The following is a 16,552-nucleotide window of genomic DNA, read 5'->3' as shown; positions in this document are numbered from 1 at the left end:
GCTCCGGCCTGCGGGACGGGGCCGGTGCCGCGCAGCGTGCCCGCCCACGCGCGCAGCCGCTCCGCGTCCGCCTCCGTCGGCGCCGCGAGGGCGACCTCGGCCCGGACGACGAGCCGTTCGAGAGCATGCCTGGTCCGGGAAGGGGCGCTGGTGGACAGCAGCGACTGCCAGGCGGTCTGTACCGCGGCATAACCGACGGCCCGGGCCCGGGCATGCCCCTCCCCCGTGCCGCGGGTGTCGGCGTACCCGGCGGCGGCCTTCAGAGCGGCGGCGGTGGCGCGGCGTTCCGGTCCGTGCGGCCGGACGAGAGCCGGCGCCATGCAGACCAACCAGGCCCAGGCCCCCGTCGCGGCGGTCAGGGCCAGATGCCCGGGCACCTGGCCGAGGTTCTGCGGGGCGAACAGGGAGGCGGAGCTGACGAAGGTGAGGACGACGTTGCCCGGCGGGCCGACCCGGGTGGCGTCGCACAGCGCCTTCTGCGCGGCGGCCAACAGGGCGCCTACGGTGACCAGGACGGCGGCGCTGCCGGTGAGCGAGGCCGCGACCAGGGCCACGGCGACCCCGCCGAGCATGCCCAGCACCACCCACGCGAGGACCCCGGCCCGGGCGGCGTACGGACGGTTGTGGGCGTACAGCGCGCACAGGGATCCGGCCATCGCGTACAGCACGAGGTCGGGCCGGCCGAGGGCCGACAGGGCGAGGGCGGGCGGAGCGGTCGCCGCGACGACACTCAGCGCGGGCTTGAACCAGATCTCCGAGGGCATGCCGAGGCGCAGCACCCCCGCCAGCGGGAGACGCCGGGCGGGTGGGGCGGCAGGGGTGGGTGTCGCACTGCTCATGAGAGTAAGATTAACAGGTGTTTTACACGTAAAAGATATCTCCTCACCTGGCGTGCTCCGTCGAATGCCCCCCGTGTACACCCTTGCGCTCGCGTGCGCGCCGCATGGCCCGGGCATCGAATGACCGACTGCCGAAGGGGGAGGTGCGCGTGCACGGACCGGCTTCGTCCGGCTGGCTGCTGGTGGCGCTCTGCGCGGTGACCGGCGCCTACTGCCTGGCGCGGATGCGCAGCGGCGCCGAGGGTCAGCGCAGCGCCGCGGGCGGCGAGGCGCTGATGGGTTTCGGGATGGCCGCGATGGCGGTGCCGGCGGCGGTGTTCACCCCGCCTTCGTGGGCGTGGCCCGTCTACGCGGCGGTGTTCGGAGCGGCGGGTGTGCATGCGCTCTGGGCGGCGCGGGCCGGCGCACACCATCTCCACCACCTGGTGGGGGCCGCGGCGATGGTCTACATGTCCCTCGTCATGGCCGGCTCGCCCGCACACGCGCACGGCCGGGGCGGATCGGGGGTCCCGCTCCTGACGGGGGCGCTGCTGCTGTACTTCGCCGGTTACGTGCTGCTGGCCGGCGTCCGTCTGGTGCCGGTCGCCGCCGTCGCCGGGGGCGGCGGTCCCGCCGGGTGGGGCGACCGGCCGGAACTGGCCAGGGCCTGCCGGCTGTCCATGGGGATCGCGATGGTGGCCATGCTGCTGACGCTGTGAGCGGGAGCGGCCCGGCACGCCCAACGGATCCGTTGCCTGCGTCACTTCGGCGGCACAAGTCGTACCCCGGAGCATGGCCGCCCTCATAGGCTGCCCTCATGATGCTCACCGCCGCGCTGCTGCTGCTCGGCGCCCTGACCGCCGTGGCCGGCCCCCGGCTGCTCGCCCGGGCGCAGTGGCCGGACCGTGAGCCGGTGGTGGCGCTGTGGGTGTGGCAGTGCGTCGTGGCCACGGTCCTGGTGTGCTGCGCGCTGTCGATGACGCTCAGCGCGGCCGCGGCCTGGCACGCGGTCGGCGGGCACCTCTTCGCGACGGCCCCGCGCGCGGTCGTCGAGGCCTACGTCCTCGGCACGGCGGGCCCCTGGGCGGCGACCACCGCCCTCGCGCTGGCCGGTGGCGGGCTGTGGAGCGCGGCGATGCTGGTCCGCGAGATCGGCCGGGCCCGCGCCGAGCGCCGCCGCCGACGGGCCGATCTGCTGGTCCGGGCTCCGCTGCTGCCGGGCGAGGTGGCCGTCTCGGGCCGGCTCGTCGTCCTGGAGAGCGAGCGGCCCGACGCCTGGTGGCAGCCCGGCGCTCCCCCGCAACTGGTCGTCACCACGGCCGCGTTGCTCCGGCTGAAGGGCCGCAGGCTGGACGCCGTGCTCGCCCACGAGCAGGGCCACGCCCGGGCCCGGCACGACTGGCTGCTGAACTGCTCCTCGGCGTTGGCCGGCGGGTTTCCGCAGGTTGCGGTGTTCGCCGCGTTCCGGGACGAGATGCACCGCCTGGTCGAACTCGCCGCCGACGACACGGCGTCGCGCCGCTTCGGCCGGCTGACCACCGCCCTGGCCCTGGTCGAACTGAACGAGCACCGCGGCGTGTTCGGGCCCTGCCCGACACCGCAGGCCCATGTCCCGGCCCGGGTGCACCGGTTGCTCACGCCGCCGGACCGGCTGACCCCGGCCCGACGCCTGCGGCTGACGGCGGCGGCCGCGCTGGTGCCGGTGGTGCCGGTGCTGGTGGCGTTCGTACCGGGGTTGCGGGCGCTGGGATGACCGGCCGGGCCGGGGGAGTCGGGGCAGCGACGGGCGTCGGACGAGGCAGGTGCCCGGCCCGGATCCGGTAGCTGCCGATGGCCGAAGTGGGCCGCCCGAGAGCCGAAGATCGCCGCCTTACTGGATCCGGACCCCCCGGTTCGGCGAGGATCGCTGTATGCACACCTCGTCCGTCGACTCCCCGCCCCGCCCGGAGCACCACACCGCCGCCCGCTTCGCCGGTGTCCTCGCCCTGTGCTCGCTCCTGCTGCTGACCCTCGTCGCGGCCAGATGGAGCCCGTTGATCGACGCGGACGGGGACGTCTCCGCCACCACCCACCGCTGGGCGGTCGACGAACCGGTCCTCACCCAGACGTGCCGCATCCTCACGGACTGGGTGTGGGATCCGTGGACGATGCGGCTGCTGTGCGCGGCTGTCGTCGTGTGGCTGGTACGGCGGGCGGCGCGCTGGACGGCGTTGTGGCTGGCGCTGGCCGTCGCCGTGGGGACCGTGTTGCAGCAGGGCATCAAGGCCGCGGTGGACCGCCCACGCCCCGTGTGGCCCGACCCCGTCGACTCGGCCCACTACTCGGCGTTCCCGTCGGGGCACGCCATGACCGCCACGGTGGTGTGCGGCCTGCTGCTGTGGCTCCTGCACCGGCACGGCGTCGGCCGGGCCGTGTGGCGTACGGCTGTGGCCGTGGCCGTCGTCTCCGTGGTCGGGGTCGGGCTGACGCGGGTCTGGCTGGGCGTCCACTGGCCGTCGGACGTGGTGGGCGGCTGGCTGCTGGGGACGACGGTGGTCGCCGCGGCGGTGTGGGTGCACCGCCGTCGGCAGCCCTGAACCCTGGGACGCCTCACCGCTCCCGGGTGCGGCCCGACGCGCTCTCGCGGGAACCGCCGCAGGGCGGCCGTCGGGCCTGCCGCGGGGGCAAGTAGCCCAAGGCCACCATCGGATCCGACTGCTCGCCCGCCTCGGACGATCCCCCGTGTCGCCCGAGGCAGACGGCATCACCGACCCAGACCTGACAGGCCGGGGCCGGACGCTCTGAGTATAGTTGGCTGGCAGCCAGTCAACACAGGAGTTACAGCATGTCTCCGCGTAGCGCCTCGGTCAATGAAGAGTTGCGGCGGCGCTCCCGGGAGCGGCTGTTGCAGGCCGCGGTCGAGCTGGTGGGCGAGCGCGGTTACGACGCCACGACCCTCGGCGACATCGCGGACCGGGCGGGTTCGGCCCGTGGTCTGGTGTCGTACTACTTCCCCGGCAAGCGCCAGCTGGTGCAGTCCGCTGTGCACCGGCTGATGCACCGCACGCTGGAGGAGGCGCTGGAGCGCGAGCCGCGCACCGAGGACGGCCGGGAGCGGATGGCCCGGGCCATCGACGCGATCCTGGGCCTGGCCCGGGACCGGCCCGTGCTGATGCGCCAGCACATGGCGGGGATCCTCCAGGCCGAGGGCTTCATGCAGTGCCCGGAGCAGCGGCGGCTGGCCGAACTGCTGCGGGACACCATGGCCCGGCACGGGTCGCCGGACGTCGACAGCGACTACCCGATGATGCGCGCCCTGCTGATGGGCTCCGTGTACGCGGCTCTGGTGCCGGGGGTGCCGATGCCGGTGCCGGTGCTGCGGGCCGAGTTGTTCAAACGCTACCGGCTCGACTGGGAGCTGGGCCTCCCGCCGGAGACCGGAGCCTGCGGCGGGAGGGGCGACAAGGATCTGTCGCGGTTCTTCGCGACCGGGGCCGCACCGGAGTGCGACCCACGGGGTCAGTCGAAGTAGTCGGGCTGGGTCTGGACGTTGAGCTCACGCTGGTGGACCCAGCGGGCCGGGTCCGTGCGCCGGTCGTCGATCTTCAGCACGTCGAAGCCCCGCGCGTACTCGTTGGAGTAGATGTAGCCGTTGTAGTAGTACGCCGACCACGAGCCGCCCGACTTGATCGTGTCGGTGGTCAGCGGGCCGCGGTCGAAGTAGGCGATCTCCTTCGGTCTGGCCGAGTCGGTGAAGTCCCAGACGGAGACGCCGCCCTGGTACCAGGCCTGGACCATGATGTCCTTGCCCTTGACCGGGATCAGCGAGCCGTTGTGGGCGACGCAGTTCTCGGTGTCCGCCTGGTGGCGGGGGATCTTGAAGTAGCTGCGGAAGACGAGCTTGCGCTTGTCGCCCTTGCCGACGATGTCGTAGATGCCGTCGGCACCGCGGTCCGGGCCGGTCTCCGCGTTGCAGGTGGCCGCGCCGCCACCGCCCAGCTCGTCGGTGTAGACGACCTTGTTCGCCTTCTGGTTGAAGGTCGCCGAGTGCCAGAACGCGAAGTTCACGTTGTCCTGCACGCGGTCGATGACCTTCGGGCGTTCCGGGTCCTTGATGGAGAACAGGATGCCGTCGCCCATGCAGGCGCCCGCGGCCAGGTCCTTCGAGGGCAGCACGGTGATGTCGTGGCAGCCGGTGGTCTTGGAGACGCCCGGGTTGGTGGGTCCGCCCGGGTTGCCGCCGCCGTCCGGCCCCTCACCGGGGAACAGCACGGGGAAGCCCACGACCTGCGCCTTCTCGGGGGCCTTGCGCGGCACCTTGATGACGGAGATGCCGTCGTGCGGCGGCTGGCAGTCGGGGTAGGCGGCGTTCGGCGAGTACGAGGAGACGTACACGTAGACGTTGCGGCGCTCCGGCACCAGCGTGTGGGTGTGCGAGCCACAGGCGGTCTCGACGGCGGCGACGTACCTCGGGTTGCGCTTGTCGCTGATGTCGAAGACCTTCATGCCCTCCCAGGAGGACTTCTCGGTCGCCGGCTGGGTGGTGCTGGAGCAACTGCTGTCGCTGCGCGAGGAGTCGGTGGACAGGAACAGCAGGTTGCCGGAGACGGAGATGTCGTTCTGCGAACCGGGACACAGCACCTGGGCCACGGTCTTCGGCACCTTGGGGTTGCTGATGTCGAAGATGCGGAAACCATCGTAGTTGCCCGCGAACGCGTACCTGCCCTGGAAGGCGAGGTCCGAGTTCGTGCCCTGCAGCACGTCCTTGGGGACGTGGGCCAGGTGCTGGATGTTGTCGGAGTGGACGATCTCGTCCTGGCCGGGTATCTCGCCGCTCTGGATGGCCTCCCGGACCTCGGCCTGAGCGCTCTTGGAAACCTTCTTCGGCGCGGGCGGCGCGTCCCCCGGGTCGGGGGTGGCCGCTGCGGGTGCCGCTGTGAGGAGCGCGGCCAGCAGCCCGCCGGCGGCAGCCACGACTCCCACGCGTCTGCGGCGTGTTCTGCGGTCGTTCAACAGGATCACTGTTTTCCTCCCTGGTTCCGTTCACTGCGGAACGGTTCACGCACCACGCAGTATCGTCTTCGCCATGCACATACCAACAGGGGGCAACAGAATCGCAATGAAGTTTCCCGATCAATGAGCCGCGGAGGCGTGCCAGTACGTCGTCCGCAACACGAGGTGCGTCCCAACCCACCTGCAACAGGAGGTCGTTGTGCTCTTCCGCCGTGCGTCCCGGATGTCCGCCGTCACGACGGGGCTGGTCGCCCTGGGCGTGCTCACGGCCGGGGGCTGTGACTCCGGTCCGGACCGCAAGCCGGCCGCGGCGGACGAGCCCGCCGTGATCGCGCCGGGCGAGCCCGGGGAGGCGAACCGCACCCTGTCCGCCGAGGAGGCCGCCGACCAGCGCTCGGAGAACGACTCCCCCAACTCGGCCGACGTCTCCTACGTCCGCATGATGATCGAGCACCACGCCCAGGCCCTGGTGATGACCGAACTCACCCCGCGGCGTGCCGAGTCGAAGGACGTGAAGCGGATCGCCGAACGCATCGCGGCCGGCCAGAAGCCGGAGATCGAGGCCATGAAGGGCTGGCTGAAGTCATACGGCAAGCCGCTGAAGGCCGAGCGGCACGAGCACGCCACGATGCCCGGCATGGCGACGAAGGCCCAGCTGGACAAGCTCCGCGCGGCCGATGGAAAGGCCTTCGACCGGCTCTTCCTCACCCTGATGACGACCCATCACCAGGGCGCGATCACCATGGCCACGGACGTGAAGGGGCAGGGCAACAACATCCGTGTCGAGGAGATGGCCGACGAGGTGATCGCGCAGCAGACGAGCGAGATCACGCGGATGCGGAACATGCTCTGAGCTTGTCCTCGACCTCTGCACCTCCTGGGTGCTCCCCGTCAAGGGGGTGATCACGGCGGCCCGACCGGACACACTGGTTCGGTGCAGCATGAGGAACAGCCTCTGTCCGGTGGCAACGTCAGCGTTGGTGTCGTTCGAGTCGGGGATACGGTCCGTCGTCCGGCCGGACCCTGGACTCCCGCGGTGCACGCCTTGCTCACCCACCTGAACGAGGTGGGATTCCGTGCGGCGCCTCGCCCTTTGGGCATCGACGACCAGGGGCGCGAGATCCTGACCTTCGTGCCGGGACATGTGGTCTGGCCCGACCGGTTCTGTCTGCTGGAACCCGCTCGGCAACTGGCTCGTGCGGCACGGCTGATCCGGGACTTCCACGATGCGGTGCGGGACTTCACGCCACCACCCGACGCGCACTGGCAGGTGCTGATCCCCGCCGAGGGCGGCGACATCATCGCCCATCACGATCTGGCCCCATGGAACCTGGTGGTCGCAGACGAGTCCCCGTGGGCCTTCATCGACTGGGACACCGCCGGCCCCGGGTCCCGCCTGTGGGACGTCGCGTATGCCGTGCACGGTTTCATCCCGTTGTCCGCTCATCCTGACTGGCAACGCGGCGACGCGGAGAACCGACTGCGCGTCTTCGCCGACGCATACGGCCTCGATGAAACCGAACGCCGCCGGCTGGTCCCACTGCTGGGGCGCCGTACGCGTTCCATGCACGACTTCCTGCGCGAACAGGCCGCCCGGCGGGTCCAGCCCTGGGCAACTCTGTGGACCGCGGGCCACGGCGACGCCTGGCGGAACGACGCCGAGTACATCGAACAGCGCGAAGACCAGTGGATGCACGCCCTGCTGACCGGCTGAGGCACTTCCGCCCGCTCCTCGCTCCTCATTGCGGTCCTCGGACCAGTTCGTCCCCGGCCGGCCCCGTCCAAAGCTGCGAACGACCGAGAGCATCACCGATGCGAAACCGGCGCAGACCATGAAGGGCAAGCCGAGTGCGCCCCGGGCGGGCCGCTGCCGCGGTCAGCGGCGGGCGCGGCGCGGTGGCAGCAGGCCCGCGTCCCGGGCCTGGCCGATCAGCCTGAGGGAGGTACGGCGACTGCGCCCGGTGGCCCCCATCACGGCGAGTACCGGGTCGGCGCCGTCCCGCTGGGCCGCGCGGTACTCCTGCGCCACCAGCCGCCGCCCCTCCGCCCCCTGCGGCCAGGCCGGCCGGGCACGGCGCCGCTGCGACCCGCAGCCGTCCGGCCCGGGTCCGGCACCGCACGCATGCGCCACCGCATCCTCGATCCAGTCGGCGAGCACGGCCAGGTCGTCGAGGGACAGCGCGGGCTGAGCGCGCACCTCCTCGACGCAGACGCATCCGCCGCCCACGACGGCCAGCGCGTCGACCCGGGCGCCGTCGGCGAAAGCCAGCCGGAACTCGAACCACCGCGTGGCGCCCCCGCTCTCCCGTACTTCCCATGCGGGGCGCACGGACACCGCACCGTCCGCCGGAGAGCGATCAGAAAGATTCAGAAAGGATGCTTCCAGCACACACTGAACGTAACCGCATGATCACATTCCCTATAGATCGGACACGCGCCGCGGGTGGAGCACAGCACCCTGTCAGCGGAGCCCGGCCGGTGCGATGCTGGAGGCGTCAGCGCTCTCCTGAGATCCGTCGGATCCCCCCGGGTAAGGAGTTCCGCCGTGCTGCGAGTCGCCGTCGTAGGCTCCGGGCCGAGCGGGTGCTACACCGCCCAGAGCCTCGTCCAGCTGGACTCCGAGGTGCGCGTCGACGTCCTGGACCGGCTGCCGTGCCCGTTCGGCCTCGTCCGCTACGGCGTGGCACCCGATCACGAGAAGATCAAGTCGTTGCAGAACACCCTGCGGACGGTCCTGGAGCACGACCGTGTCCGGTTCCTGGGCGGCGTGCAGATCGGCCCCGGTGGTGTACGGATCGCCCGGTTGCGGGAGCTCTACCACGCGGTGGTCTGCTGCGTGGGTGCCGCCACCGACCGGCGACTGGGCATCCCCGGGGAGGACCTGCCGGGGAGCTGGTCGGCGACGCAGTTCGTGTCCTGGTACAGCGCCCACCCGGACGCCGTGGACGCCGGATTCCTGCGGGACGCCCGGTCGGCCGTGGTCATCGGCGTGGGGAACGTCGCCGTGGACGTCACGCGGATGCTGGCCCGGGGACTGGCCGAGCTCACCCCGACCGACATGCCGCAGGCGGCCCTGACGACCCTGGCGGGCAGCCGGGTGACCGAGATCCTCATGGTGGGCCGGCGCGGTCCGTCCCAGGCCCGGTTCACCACCAAGGAGCTGCGCGAACTGGGCACCCTCCCGGAGACCGACGTGGTCGTGGACCCGGCGGAGCTGGCCCTGGACCCGGATTACACGGACCCCTCCGCGCTGCCCGCGCCACAGCGCCGCAACGTGGAGGTCCTGCGCGGCTGGGCCGGGGCAGCCCCGACAGGCGCCCCGCGCCGCATCCGCCTCCGCTTCTTCCTCCGGCCGGCCGAACTGCTCGCCGAGCAGGGGCGCGTGAGCGCGGTGCGGTTCGAGCGGACGGCTCCGGACGGCCACGGCGGGGTGACGGGTACGGGCTGTCACGAGGTCGTCGGGGGACAGCTCGTCCTGCGCTCGGTGGGCTACCGCGGGGTCCCCCTGGAGGGCCTTCCGTTCGATCCGGCCACCGGCACCGTCCCGAACCGGTCAGGCCGTGTCCTGCGCGGGGGCGTCGTGGCTCCGGGCGAGTACGTGGCGGGCTGGATCAAGCGGGGCCCCACGGGCGTCATCGGCACGAACCGCCCTTGCGCGAAGGAGACGGCCACGGCTCTCCTGGAGGACGCGCCGGCCCTCACCCTGCGGGCCGTGCCCGACGACCCCCTTCCGGCCCTGCGTGCGGCGGGAGCCGATCCGGTCGCCTGGCAGGGCTGGCAGTCGATCGAGCGGGCGGAGGCGGAACTGGGAGCCTCGCTGGGCCGCGGAGTGGTCAAACTCCCGGACTGGCAGTCGTTGTTGCTGGCCGCAGCAGGCAAGGCGCCTTAGCCCCCTGGAAACTCGGCCCGTACCCCTTGCGCGATGGGCGCCCGGTCGCAGCGTGGATGTGCCACGGCGCCCGGCACAGCGCCGGAGGGACGTAGGCCGACACCCGCCGGCGCCTCAGCCGCCCGGACGGACGGCCTGCCGGTCAGCCGCGGCGAGCAGGGCACCCATGAACCCCGGGAACAGCTCGTCGAGCTCGTCCCGCCGCAGCCCGTTCATCTTGGCCGTCCCCCGGTACACCTGCCGGATCACCCCGCTCTCCCGGAGCACCCGGAAATGGTGGGTGGTGGTCGACTTGGTGACGGGCAGCTCGAAGTCCGAGCAGGACAACTCACCTCGCGCGGCGGCCAGTTCCCGCACGATCCGCAACCGCATCGGATCCGAGAGCGCGTGCAGCACTCCCTCCAGCCGGATCTCGTCACGCACGGGATGCGGCAGGTCACGACTGCTGACGACGGGCGACGACACGGCGGCTCCATTTCCTCGGGACCCCCCATAGTACGAGAACCCTCGTAGTTTGACATCCGCCGTACTACGATGCCTATCGTACGAGTCGACATCGGCCCCGTGACGAATGGAGTCCGCCGTGACCGCGCTCTTCGAGCCCTTCACCCTGCGCGAGCTGACGATCCCGAACCGCGTGTGGATGCCCCCGATGTGCCAGTACTCGGCGGCACCGGAGGGCCCGGAGACCGGCGTCCCCACCGACTGGCACTTCGCGCACTACGCCGCCCGCGCCACCGGCGGCACGGGCCTGATCGTCGTCGAGGCGACCGCGGTGTCCCCGCAGGGCCGCATCTCCCCCTACGACCTCGGCATCTGGAACGACACGCAGGCCGAGGCGTTCCGTCGCATCACCCGCTTCCTCACCGCGCAGGGCACGGTGCCGGCCATCCAGCTCGCCCACGCGGGCCGCAAGGCATCCACGGACCGCCCGTGGAAGGGCGGCGCCCCGGTCGGCCCGGACGAGCACGGCTGGCAGCCGGTCGCCCCGAATCCGCTCGCCTTCGACGACCGGCACCCGGTCCCGGACGAGCTGACCACCGACCAGATCAAGGACGTGGTCCGGCAGTTCGCCGCCGCGGCCCGCCGCGCGCTCGCCGCCGGTTTCGAGATCGCCGAGATCCACGGCGCCCATGGCTACCTGATCAACGAGTTCCTCTCCCCGCACTCCAACCACCGCACCGACGCCTACGGCGGCTCGTACGAGAACCGCACCCGCTTCGCGCTCGAAGTCGTCGACGCCGTGCGGGAGGTCTGGCCGGACGACAAGCCGCTGTTCTTCCGGGTCTCGGCCACCGAATGGCTCGACGACGGCGGCTGGACCGCGGACGACACGGTCCGTTTCGCCGCCGACCTGCGGGCCCACGGCATCGACCTGCTGGACGTCTCCACCGGCGGCAACGCCTCCGGCGTCCGCATCCCCACCACCCCCGGCTACCAGGTGCCCTTCGCCGCCCGGGTGCGGAACGAGACGCCCCTGCCGGTCGCCGCCGTCGGACTCATCACCGAGGTCGAGCAGGCCGAGAAGATCCTGGCCAACGGCGAGGCGGACGCGGTCCTGCTGGGCCGGGAGCTGCTGCGCAACCCCTCGTGGGCGCGGCACGCGGCACGGGAACTCGGCGGCGAGGTGCGGGTGCCGGACCAGTACCACCGGTCGGTCTGATCCGGCATCCCACGAGGTGCGTCAACCGGCCGTGCACGCCGCTCCGTTGAGCGTGAACGCGGCCGGGGCGGCGCTGTTGCCGCCGTGACTCGCCTGGTAGCCGATGCTCACGCTCGCACCCGGCGCGATGGTGCCGTTGTACGCGACGTTCGTGGCAGTGAGCGCCCCGGACGACGGCGTGTACGTGGCGCCCCAGCCACCCGTGACCGTCTGCCCCGCGGGCAGCGTGAAGCCGAGTTTCCAGCCGTCGACGGTCGTCGTGCCGGTGTTGGTGACGGTCACCGAGGCGGTCAGGCCGGTGTTCCAGGCGTTCACCGACGCCTTCACCCTGCACGCGCCGGGCTGGGGCTGGGGAGCCGGGCCCGAACCGTCCAGGCCGAAGAAGGTGAGCACGCGGGACGCCATGCCCTGGGCGTAGAGGTTGTGGCCGACGCCCTGGAGGCTGACGGCCTCCACGGGGGCCCGGTCGCCCGTGCCGCCGTAGCGGGTGCGGATCCAGCCGGACTGGGGGGTGTCGGTGCCGGCGGGCGTCTGGCTCACGCCCTGCACGTTCGTCCACTGCTTGATCTGCTCCCCGAAGTTGGGGTAGCGCAGGACGTCGTCCTGGGTGCCGTGCCAGATCTGCATCCGGGGCCGGGGGCCGGTGTAGCCGGGGTACGCGCCCCGGGCCAGGTCGCCCCACTCCTTCGGGGTGCGGGTGATCGTGCCGCCCGAGCAGGCACTGTTCCACTCGGAACCGTCGGTGGTGGCGAAACAGCCGAACGGGACGCCCGAGAAGGCGGCGCCCGCCGCGAACACGTCCGGGTAGTCCCCGAGCAGGACGTTCGTCATCATCGCGCCGGAGGAGATGCCGGTGGCGAACACCCGGCCGGTGTCGGCGTCGTAGGTGCGGGTGACCCAGTCGATCATCGACTTGATGCCGACGGGGTCGCTGCCACCGCCGCGGCGCAGGGCCTGGGGCGAGGAGACGTCGAAGCACTTGCTGCTGCGGGTGACGGACGGGTAGAGCACGATGAATCCGTACCGGTCGGCGAGCGTGTCGTACTCGGTGCCGTTGTACATGTCCGGGCCCGAGCCGGTGCACCAGTGCACGGCGACCACGACGGCCGGCTTCGGCGTGACGCTCTCCGGTACGTACAGGTACATACGCAGGTTGCTGGGGTTGGTTCCGAAGTTCGTGACTTCGGTGAGGGCCGCGGCGGGCACGGCCCCGGCGCGGACGGAGTCACGGGCCGGCTCACCGGCGACGGCGGCGGGCGCGGTGAGCGCGGTGGCCGTGAGCAGCGGGAGCAGCGCGGCGAGGAGCCCGAGGAGTGCCGGCCACGGGCGTCTCCTCGCGGTGGGGCGGGCGGTGGCGGGCACGTCCGGGTTCCTTCGGTTCATCGACTCGCCCTCTCGTGAAGGGAAGCGGTCCGTTCGGCATGGTGACATGGACATGGCCTGCATGGAAGCGCTCCCACAAGGCCGGGGGCCTGACCAGGAGCGGCCGAAAGTGTTCTGCGCGAGGCGTTGACTAGAAAGCGCTTGCCGCCTACGTTCCGTTCAGCAGTGTGACCCGTCGGCGCAAACGGGGCACGTGCAGCACGCACACGAAACAGAACAATGAACGATGTTCATATAGATGGCCGCCCAGGCTCCACGACGACACCCCCACGGGACGCCCGGGCACCGGAGGCCCCGAAGCCCCATCCGCCCCCACGACAGAAGGAATCGGGACATGACTTCTGCGACACGTCCGCGCGCCCGCAGGCGCGCACTGACCGGCGCACTGGCCACACTCGGCCTGTCGGTTGGCATGATCATGACCACCCACGCACCCAGCGCCAGTGCCGCGACCTGGCCGACCCCCAACGGCAGCCAGGGCACCTCCTCCACCATTTCGGTGTCCGGCACCAAGGACTACGGGATGAAGCGGTACTACGGCACGGGGGAACTGGCCGGTGACGGCCAGGAGGAGGGTCAGGACCCGATCTTCAAACTCGCGAACGGCGCGGTGCTGAAGAACGTCATCCTGGGCGCCCCCGCGGCCGACGGCATCCACTGCGAGGGCAGCTGCACGCTGCAGAACGTCTGGTGGGAGGATGTCGGCGAGGACGCCGCCACCTTCCGCGGCGGCAACGGCGCCACCTACCAGGTGATCGGCGGCGGCGCGAAGAAGGCGGCCGACAAGGTCTTCCAGCACAACGGCGGCGGCACGCTGACCATCTCCAACTTCGCGGTGCAGGAGTTCAAGACGCTCTACCGCTCCTGCGGTGACTGCTCCACGCAGTACACGCGCAAGGTCAACCTCAACACCGTCGACGTGACCGGCACCGGCTCCACCGCGCGGCTCGTCGGCATCAACGTCAACCGCAACGACGTGGCGACCCTGCGGAACATCACGATCCGCAACGACTCCGGACGCAAGGTCGTGCCCTGCCAGAAGTACAACAACAACACCGCCGTCGGCTCGGGACCCGACAGCAAGAACTGCCTCTACTCCACTTCGGACATCACCTACAGGTGAGTCCCCAGCCGTTCCCCCCACGGTGAAGGCGGCCGTGCGAAGCGTCCCGGCGGGCGCTGCGCACGGCCGCGCGCGTCAGCTGCCGTGCACCCGCGCGCGCATCTCCCCGATCAGATCCCGCTGGTAGTCGGTGTAGGCGGCGCGCAGTTCGCCGCCGGACCAGTCGGCGGGCAGGAGCCCGGGCGGCAGCACGGGGTCGGCGAGCAGGTGCCGTACGACGGCGGCGAAGGCGGTCAGGCGGTCGGGCGGGTCTCGCCGGCGATGTGCGCGAGCAGGGCCCGCGCCGTGACGGACCAGTCCTGAAGCGGCCACAGCGTTCCGGCCAGTTCGGCCGGGGGCCGGGCGGGGCGGGCCGTGTAGTGCCGCATCACCCGGTCCAGGTCGCCCGGGAGGGCGCGGGTCAGGTTGGCGGGTCGCAGCCATACCCCCTCGCGGAGTTCGGCGAGCCGGAGGGCCGTCAGCCTCGTGCGCAGATCGGCGCGTTCGGCGGGTCCGCGTCCCGTCGCGGTGATCACCGCCATCTCCCAGGCGCCGCCACAAGCGCGCGTGCGCGGGTGCACGGCGTCGTCCTGGCGGCGCCGGCGGTCCAGCAGCCGGCCGCTGAGGCGGTAGCCGCCGTCCGTACGCCGCAGGTCTCCGGCGGTCACCATCCGGCTGAGCGCCGCTCGCAGGGTCGAGCCGCCGACGTCGAATCCCGCCACGAGCCGCGCCGGTTCCCTGGCCGGCAGCTCGGGGGGATGCGCCCCGAGGAGCAGGCTCAGCACGACCGACCGCGCGGACCGCGGCCGCAGGCCGAGCGCGCCGGACCGCGCCGGGACGTTCGGGCGCTGCCCGGCGGAGGGACGGGCGCCGGGGCGGGCTGACGGAGCGAGGCGGGCCGACTCGAACTCCAGCCATCGTGCGCACAGTTCGCGCACAGTCACGTCCCGGTTCCGCTTCGTTGTCAGTGCGTTGGTGCAGACTCCCCGTCAGATGGCACATCGTCTGGGGGAGGACAAGGTGTTCAGGGGGATCGACGAGGTCGACTGGGCCTCGCTGCGCCATGCGTACGGCAGTGCGGAGGACGTTCCCGGATTACTGCGGGGACTGGCCTCGGCCGACCGGGCCGAGCGGCAGACCGCGCTCGACGGGATGTACGGCGCCGTGCACCACCGGGGTGAGGTGTACGACTCGACGCTCGCCTGTGTTCCGATTCTCCTCGCGCTCGCCGTCCGCGAGGAGGTGCGGGACCGGGCGGGGGTCGTGGAGCTCCTCATCAGCATCGGCGACGAGGACGCAGCCCGCGGTGATCTCGCGGCGCGGGCCCGCACGATGCTGCGCGAGCGGGCCGACGTCTTCGTCCGGCTCGCGGGAGACGGGGACGCGGGGGTGCGCGGGGCGGTCCCCGGGGCGCTGATGCGGTTCCTCGACCCGCCGGCGCGGGCGCTCGCCCTGGTGCGGGAGCGGATCACCGTGGAGCGGGACGACCGGGTCCTGCTCGCTCTGACGGAGAGCCTCGGCCTGTTCGCGCGGCGGTACCGCCTGAGCGGCGATGCCCACGCCGCCGAAGCGGTCCGCCTGCTGACCGGGCTGAGCAGGCCCCCGCACGGCCCCGCGCTCCGGCTCGCCGCACTCGGCCAGCTCGCGGGGTGCGCCCCCGAGCTGCTCCCTGCCGATCTCGTACCGGCCGTCGTCCGGCTGCTCAGGGACAGATCCGGGCAGCGGACGTCCGGGGCGCCCGCGGAGGACGGTCCCGGACCCGACACGCTCGCCGGCCGGCTGCTGCGGCTGCGCCCCTCGGACGAGGAGGGCTCCCGGCTGCTGCGGACCCTGCACTCCGCGCTCGGCAGCCGGGTGGCCGACCGCATCGCCCTGCTGTGCGGGCAGTTGACCAGCCCGGACCCCCTCGACCGGTGCAACGGCGTGTGGATGTCGGCCGGGCTGTTCCGCGAGTGGCGCGAGGGCCACGCGGAGCCGGTCACCCTCATCGGCGGCCAACTGGGCGCTGAAGAGGACCGGTTGCACGACGCGGCGGTCGCCGTCCTGGTGGAGCTCGGCGAGCTGGCCGCGCCCGCCGCCGACCACCTGCACGCGCTGGTGACGTACCGTCCCGGGCTGCGCATACGGCACCGGGAGCGGAGCGCTCCCGCCCTGGGCGGTCCGCTCAAGGCCCTGGCCGGAACCGGGGACGCGCGGGCCGCGCCGGTACTGGCCGAGGTGCTGGCGGGCCCGGTCGTGCCGGACGACCTGGGGCTGGTGATACCCCCGCTGGGCCGCGCGGCCCTGCCGCTCGCTCCGGCACTGCGGCGACGGCTCTCCCGCGTGCCGCTCGACGCGCCCGACCTCCACCGGCGGGCGGTTCCCCTGCTGTCGGCCCTCGCCGCACTGGGCGACGCCGAGTCCCTGCCCGCGGTCCTGCGTCTGCTGCGCGGCCTGCCGGACGATCTGCGGCGACGCGACGCCGTCACGGAGGCCGCGGTCAGGGCCCTCGGCGTGTTCGGCGGCGGCGCGCGCGAGGCGATACCGGACCTGCGCGGACTGCTGGAGACGGACTGCGCCGTCGCGGCGGCGGACGCGCTGTGGTCGGTCACGGGCGAGGCGGATGCCGTGCTGCCGGTGCTGCTGCGGGAGCTGACGGGCCCCGCGAGCGACCGGCGGCGCCGTGCCGCGGCCGTACTGGGGCGGCTTGGCCCGGCGGCCCGGCC

The 16,552-nt window shown here is 72.4% G+C and carries 14 protein-coding genes and 2 pseudogenes; 10 read left to right on the top strand and 6 right to left on the bottom strand.

Going from position 1 to position 16,552, the window contains the following annotated elements; translation table 11 throughout:
- Positions 1-839: pseudogene (locus GTY56_RS38200) on the bottom strand (FUSC family protein); the annotation flags it as partial.
- A 149-nt stretch (positions 840-988) separates the two neighbouring features.
- Between GTY56_RS38200 and GTY56_RS38195 the strand changes: the two are divergent.
- The 4 genes from GTY56_RS38195 (at position 989) to GTY56_RS38180 (ending at position 4,329) form a co-directional block, all read left to right on the top strand.
- The gene (locus GTY56_RS38195; RefSeq protein ID WP_161369847.1) at positions 989-1,537 is read left to right on the top strand and encodes a DUF5134 domain-containing protein; all 549 of its coding nucleotides are present in this window, start codon (positions 989-991) and stop codon (positions 1,535-1,537) included.
- A gap of 98 nt (positions 1,538-1,635) precedes the next feature.
- Complete coding sequence (locus tag GTY56_RS38190; protein WP_161369846.1) at positions 1,636-2,571, top strand: M56 family metallopeptidase; 936 nt, start codon at positions 1,636-1,638, stop codon at positions 2,569-2,571.
- 157 nt (positions 2,572-2,728) lie between these two features.
- Positions 2,729-3,394 carry a phosphatase PAP2 family protein gene (locus tag GTY56_RS38185; RefSeq protein ID WP_161369845.1) on the top strand — a complete coding sequence of 222 codons (666 nt, stop codon included), beginning with the start codon at positions 2,729-2,731 and terminating at the stop codon, positions 3,392-3,394.
- A gap of 248 nt (positions 3,395-3,642) precedes the next feature.
- Positions 3,643-4,329 (top strand): TetR/AcrR family transcriptional regulator, encoded by a 687-nt coding sequence (locus tag GTY56_RS38180; protein ID WP_107457476.1) that lies wholly within the window; start codon positions 3,643-3,645, stop codon positions 4,327-4,329.
- On the opposite strand, the gene GTY56_RS38175 is transcribed toward GTY56_RS38180, so the two are convergent.
- A complete protein-coding gene (locus GTY56_RS38175) occupies positions 4,317-5,819 on the bottom strand; it encodes an LVIVD repeat-containing protein (RefSeq protein ID WP_161369844.1) in 1,503 nt (500 codons plus the stop codon). The genes GTY56_RS38180 and GTY56_RS38175 overlap by 13 nt on opposite strands.
- A gap of 190 nt (positions 5,820-6,009) precedes the next feature.
- Between GTY56_RS38175 and GTY56_RS38170 the strand changes: the two genes are divergently transcribed.
- Entirely contained in the window at positions 6,010-6,663 is a 654-nt protein-coding gene (locus tag GTY56_RS38170) for a DUF305 domain-containing protein (protein WP_161369843.1), read from the top strand.
- 102 nt (positions 6,664-6,765) lie between these two features.
- Positions 6,766-7,524 carry a phosphotransferase enzyme family protein gene (locus tag GTY56_RS38165; RefSeq protein WP_161369848.1) on the top strand — a complete coding sequence of 253 codons (759 nt, stop codon included), beginning with the start codon at positions 6,766-6,768 and terminating at the stop codon, positions 7,522-7,524.
- A 162-nt stretch (positions 7,525-7,686) separates the two neighbouring features.
- Here GTY56_RS38165 and GTY56_RS38160 read toward each other — a convergent pair whose 3' ends face one another.
- Positions 7,687-8,145, bottom strand: coding sequence for a DUF6214 family protein (locus tag GTY56_RS38160; RefSeq protein WP_161369842.1), 459 nt, complete (start codon positions 8,143-8,145; stop codon positions 7,687-7,689).
- 210 nt (positions 8,146-8,355) lie between these two features.
- Here GTY56_RS38160 and GTY56_RS38155 point away from each other — a divergent pair, with 210 nt between their 5' ends.
- Positions 8,356-9,699 (top strand): FAD-dependent oxidoreductase, encoded by a 1,344-nt coding sequence (locus GTY56_RS38155; protein ID WP_161369841.1) that lies wholly within the window; start codon positions 8,356-8,358, stop codon positions 9,697-9,699.
- Positions 9,700-9,813: 114 nt separating this feature from the next.
- Here the strand turns inward: GTY56_RS38155 and GTY56_RS38150 are convergent, their stop codons facing one another.
- Positions 9,814-10,164 (bottom strand): helix-turn-helix domain-containing protein, encoded by a 351-nt coding sequence (locus GTY56_RS38150; protein WP_161369840.1) that lies wholly within the window; start codon positions 10,162-10,164, stop codon positions 9,814-9,816.
- Between the two features lie 118 nt (positions 10,165-10,282).
- Between GTY56_RS38150 and GTY56_RS38145 the strand changes: the two genes are divergently transcribed.
- Complete coding sequence (locus GTY56_RS38145; protein ID WP_161369839.1) at positions 10,283-11,362, top strand: oxidoreductase; 1,080 nt, start codon at positions 10,283-10,285, stop codon at positions 11,360-11,362.
- Positions 11,363-11,383: 21 nt separating this feature from the next.
- Here GTY56_RS38145 and GTY56_RS38140 read toward each other — a convergent pair whose 3' ends face one another.
- Positions 11,384-12,724 carry an extracellular catalytic domain type 1 short-chain-length polyhydroxyalkanoate depolymerase gene (locus tag GTY56_RS38140; protein ID WP_346345674.1) on the bottom strand — a complete coding sequence of 447 codons (1,341 nt, stop codon included), beginning with the start codon at positions 12,722-12,724 and terminating at the stop codon, positions 11,384-11,386.
- Between the two features lie 355 nt (positions 12,725-13,079).
- On the opposite strand from GTY56_RS38140, the gene GTY56_RS38135 reads away from it, so the two are divergent.
- On the top strand, positions 13,080-13,868 hold the full coding sequence (locus GTY56_RS38135; protein ID WP_161369837.1) for a pectate lyase: 789 nt from the start codon (positions 13,080-13,082) through the stop codon (positions 13,866-13,868).
- Between the two features lie 75 nt (positions 13,869-13,943).
- On the opposite strand, the pseudogene GTY56_RS38130 reads toward GTY56_RS38135, so the two are convergent.
- Positions 13,944-14,659 (bottom strand): annotated as a pseudogene (locus tag GTY56_RS38130) (PaaX family transcriptional regulator C-terminal domain-containing protein).
- Between the two features lie 208 nt (positions 14,660-14,867).
- Between GTY56_RS38130 and GTY56_RS38125 the strand changes: the two are divergent.
- A partial coding sequence (locus tag GTY56_RS38125; RefSeq protein ID WP_346345675.1) for a HEAT repeat domain-containing protein occupies positions 14,868-16,552 on the top strand: 1,685 nt, incomplete at its 3' end.

The sequence above is a fragment of the Streptomyces sp. SID5643 genome (genome assembly GCF_009872555.1).
Lineage (GTDB): Bacteria > Actinomycetota > Actinomycetes > Streptomycetales > Streptomycetaceae > Streptomyces > Streptomyces iakyrus.
The sequence above is the reverse complement of the archived record's forward strand: the minus strand, read 5'-3'. Positions and strand labels throughout refer to the sequence as shown.

What these genes read in the sequence shown, in the direction of transcription:
- GTY56_RS38190 (WP_161369846.1), top strand. Translation starts at nt 1,636, where the DNA reads ATGATGCTCACCGCCGCGCTGCTGCTGCTCGGCGCCCTGACCGCCGTG.
- GTY56_RS38185 (WP_161369845.1), top strand. Translation starts at nt 2,729, where the DNA reads ATGCACACCTCGTCCGTCGACTCCCCGCCCCGCCCGGAGCACCACACC.
- GTY56_RS38180 (WP_107457476.1), top strand. Translation starts at nt 3,643, where the DNA reads ATGTCTCCGCGTAGCGCCTCGGTCAATGAAGAGTTGCGGCGGCGCTCC.
- GTY56_RS38135 (WP_161369837.1), top strand. Translation starts at nt 13,080, where the DNA reads ATGACTTCTGCGACACGTCCGCGCGCCCGCAGGCGCGCACTGACCGGC.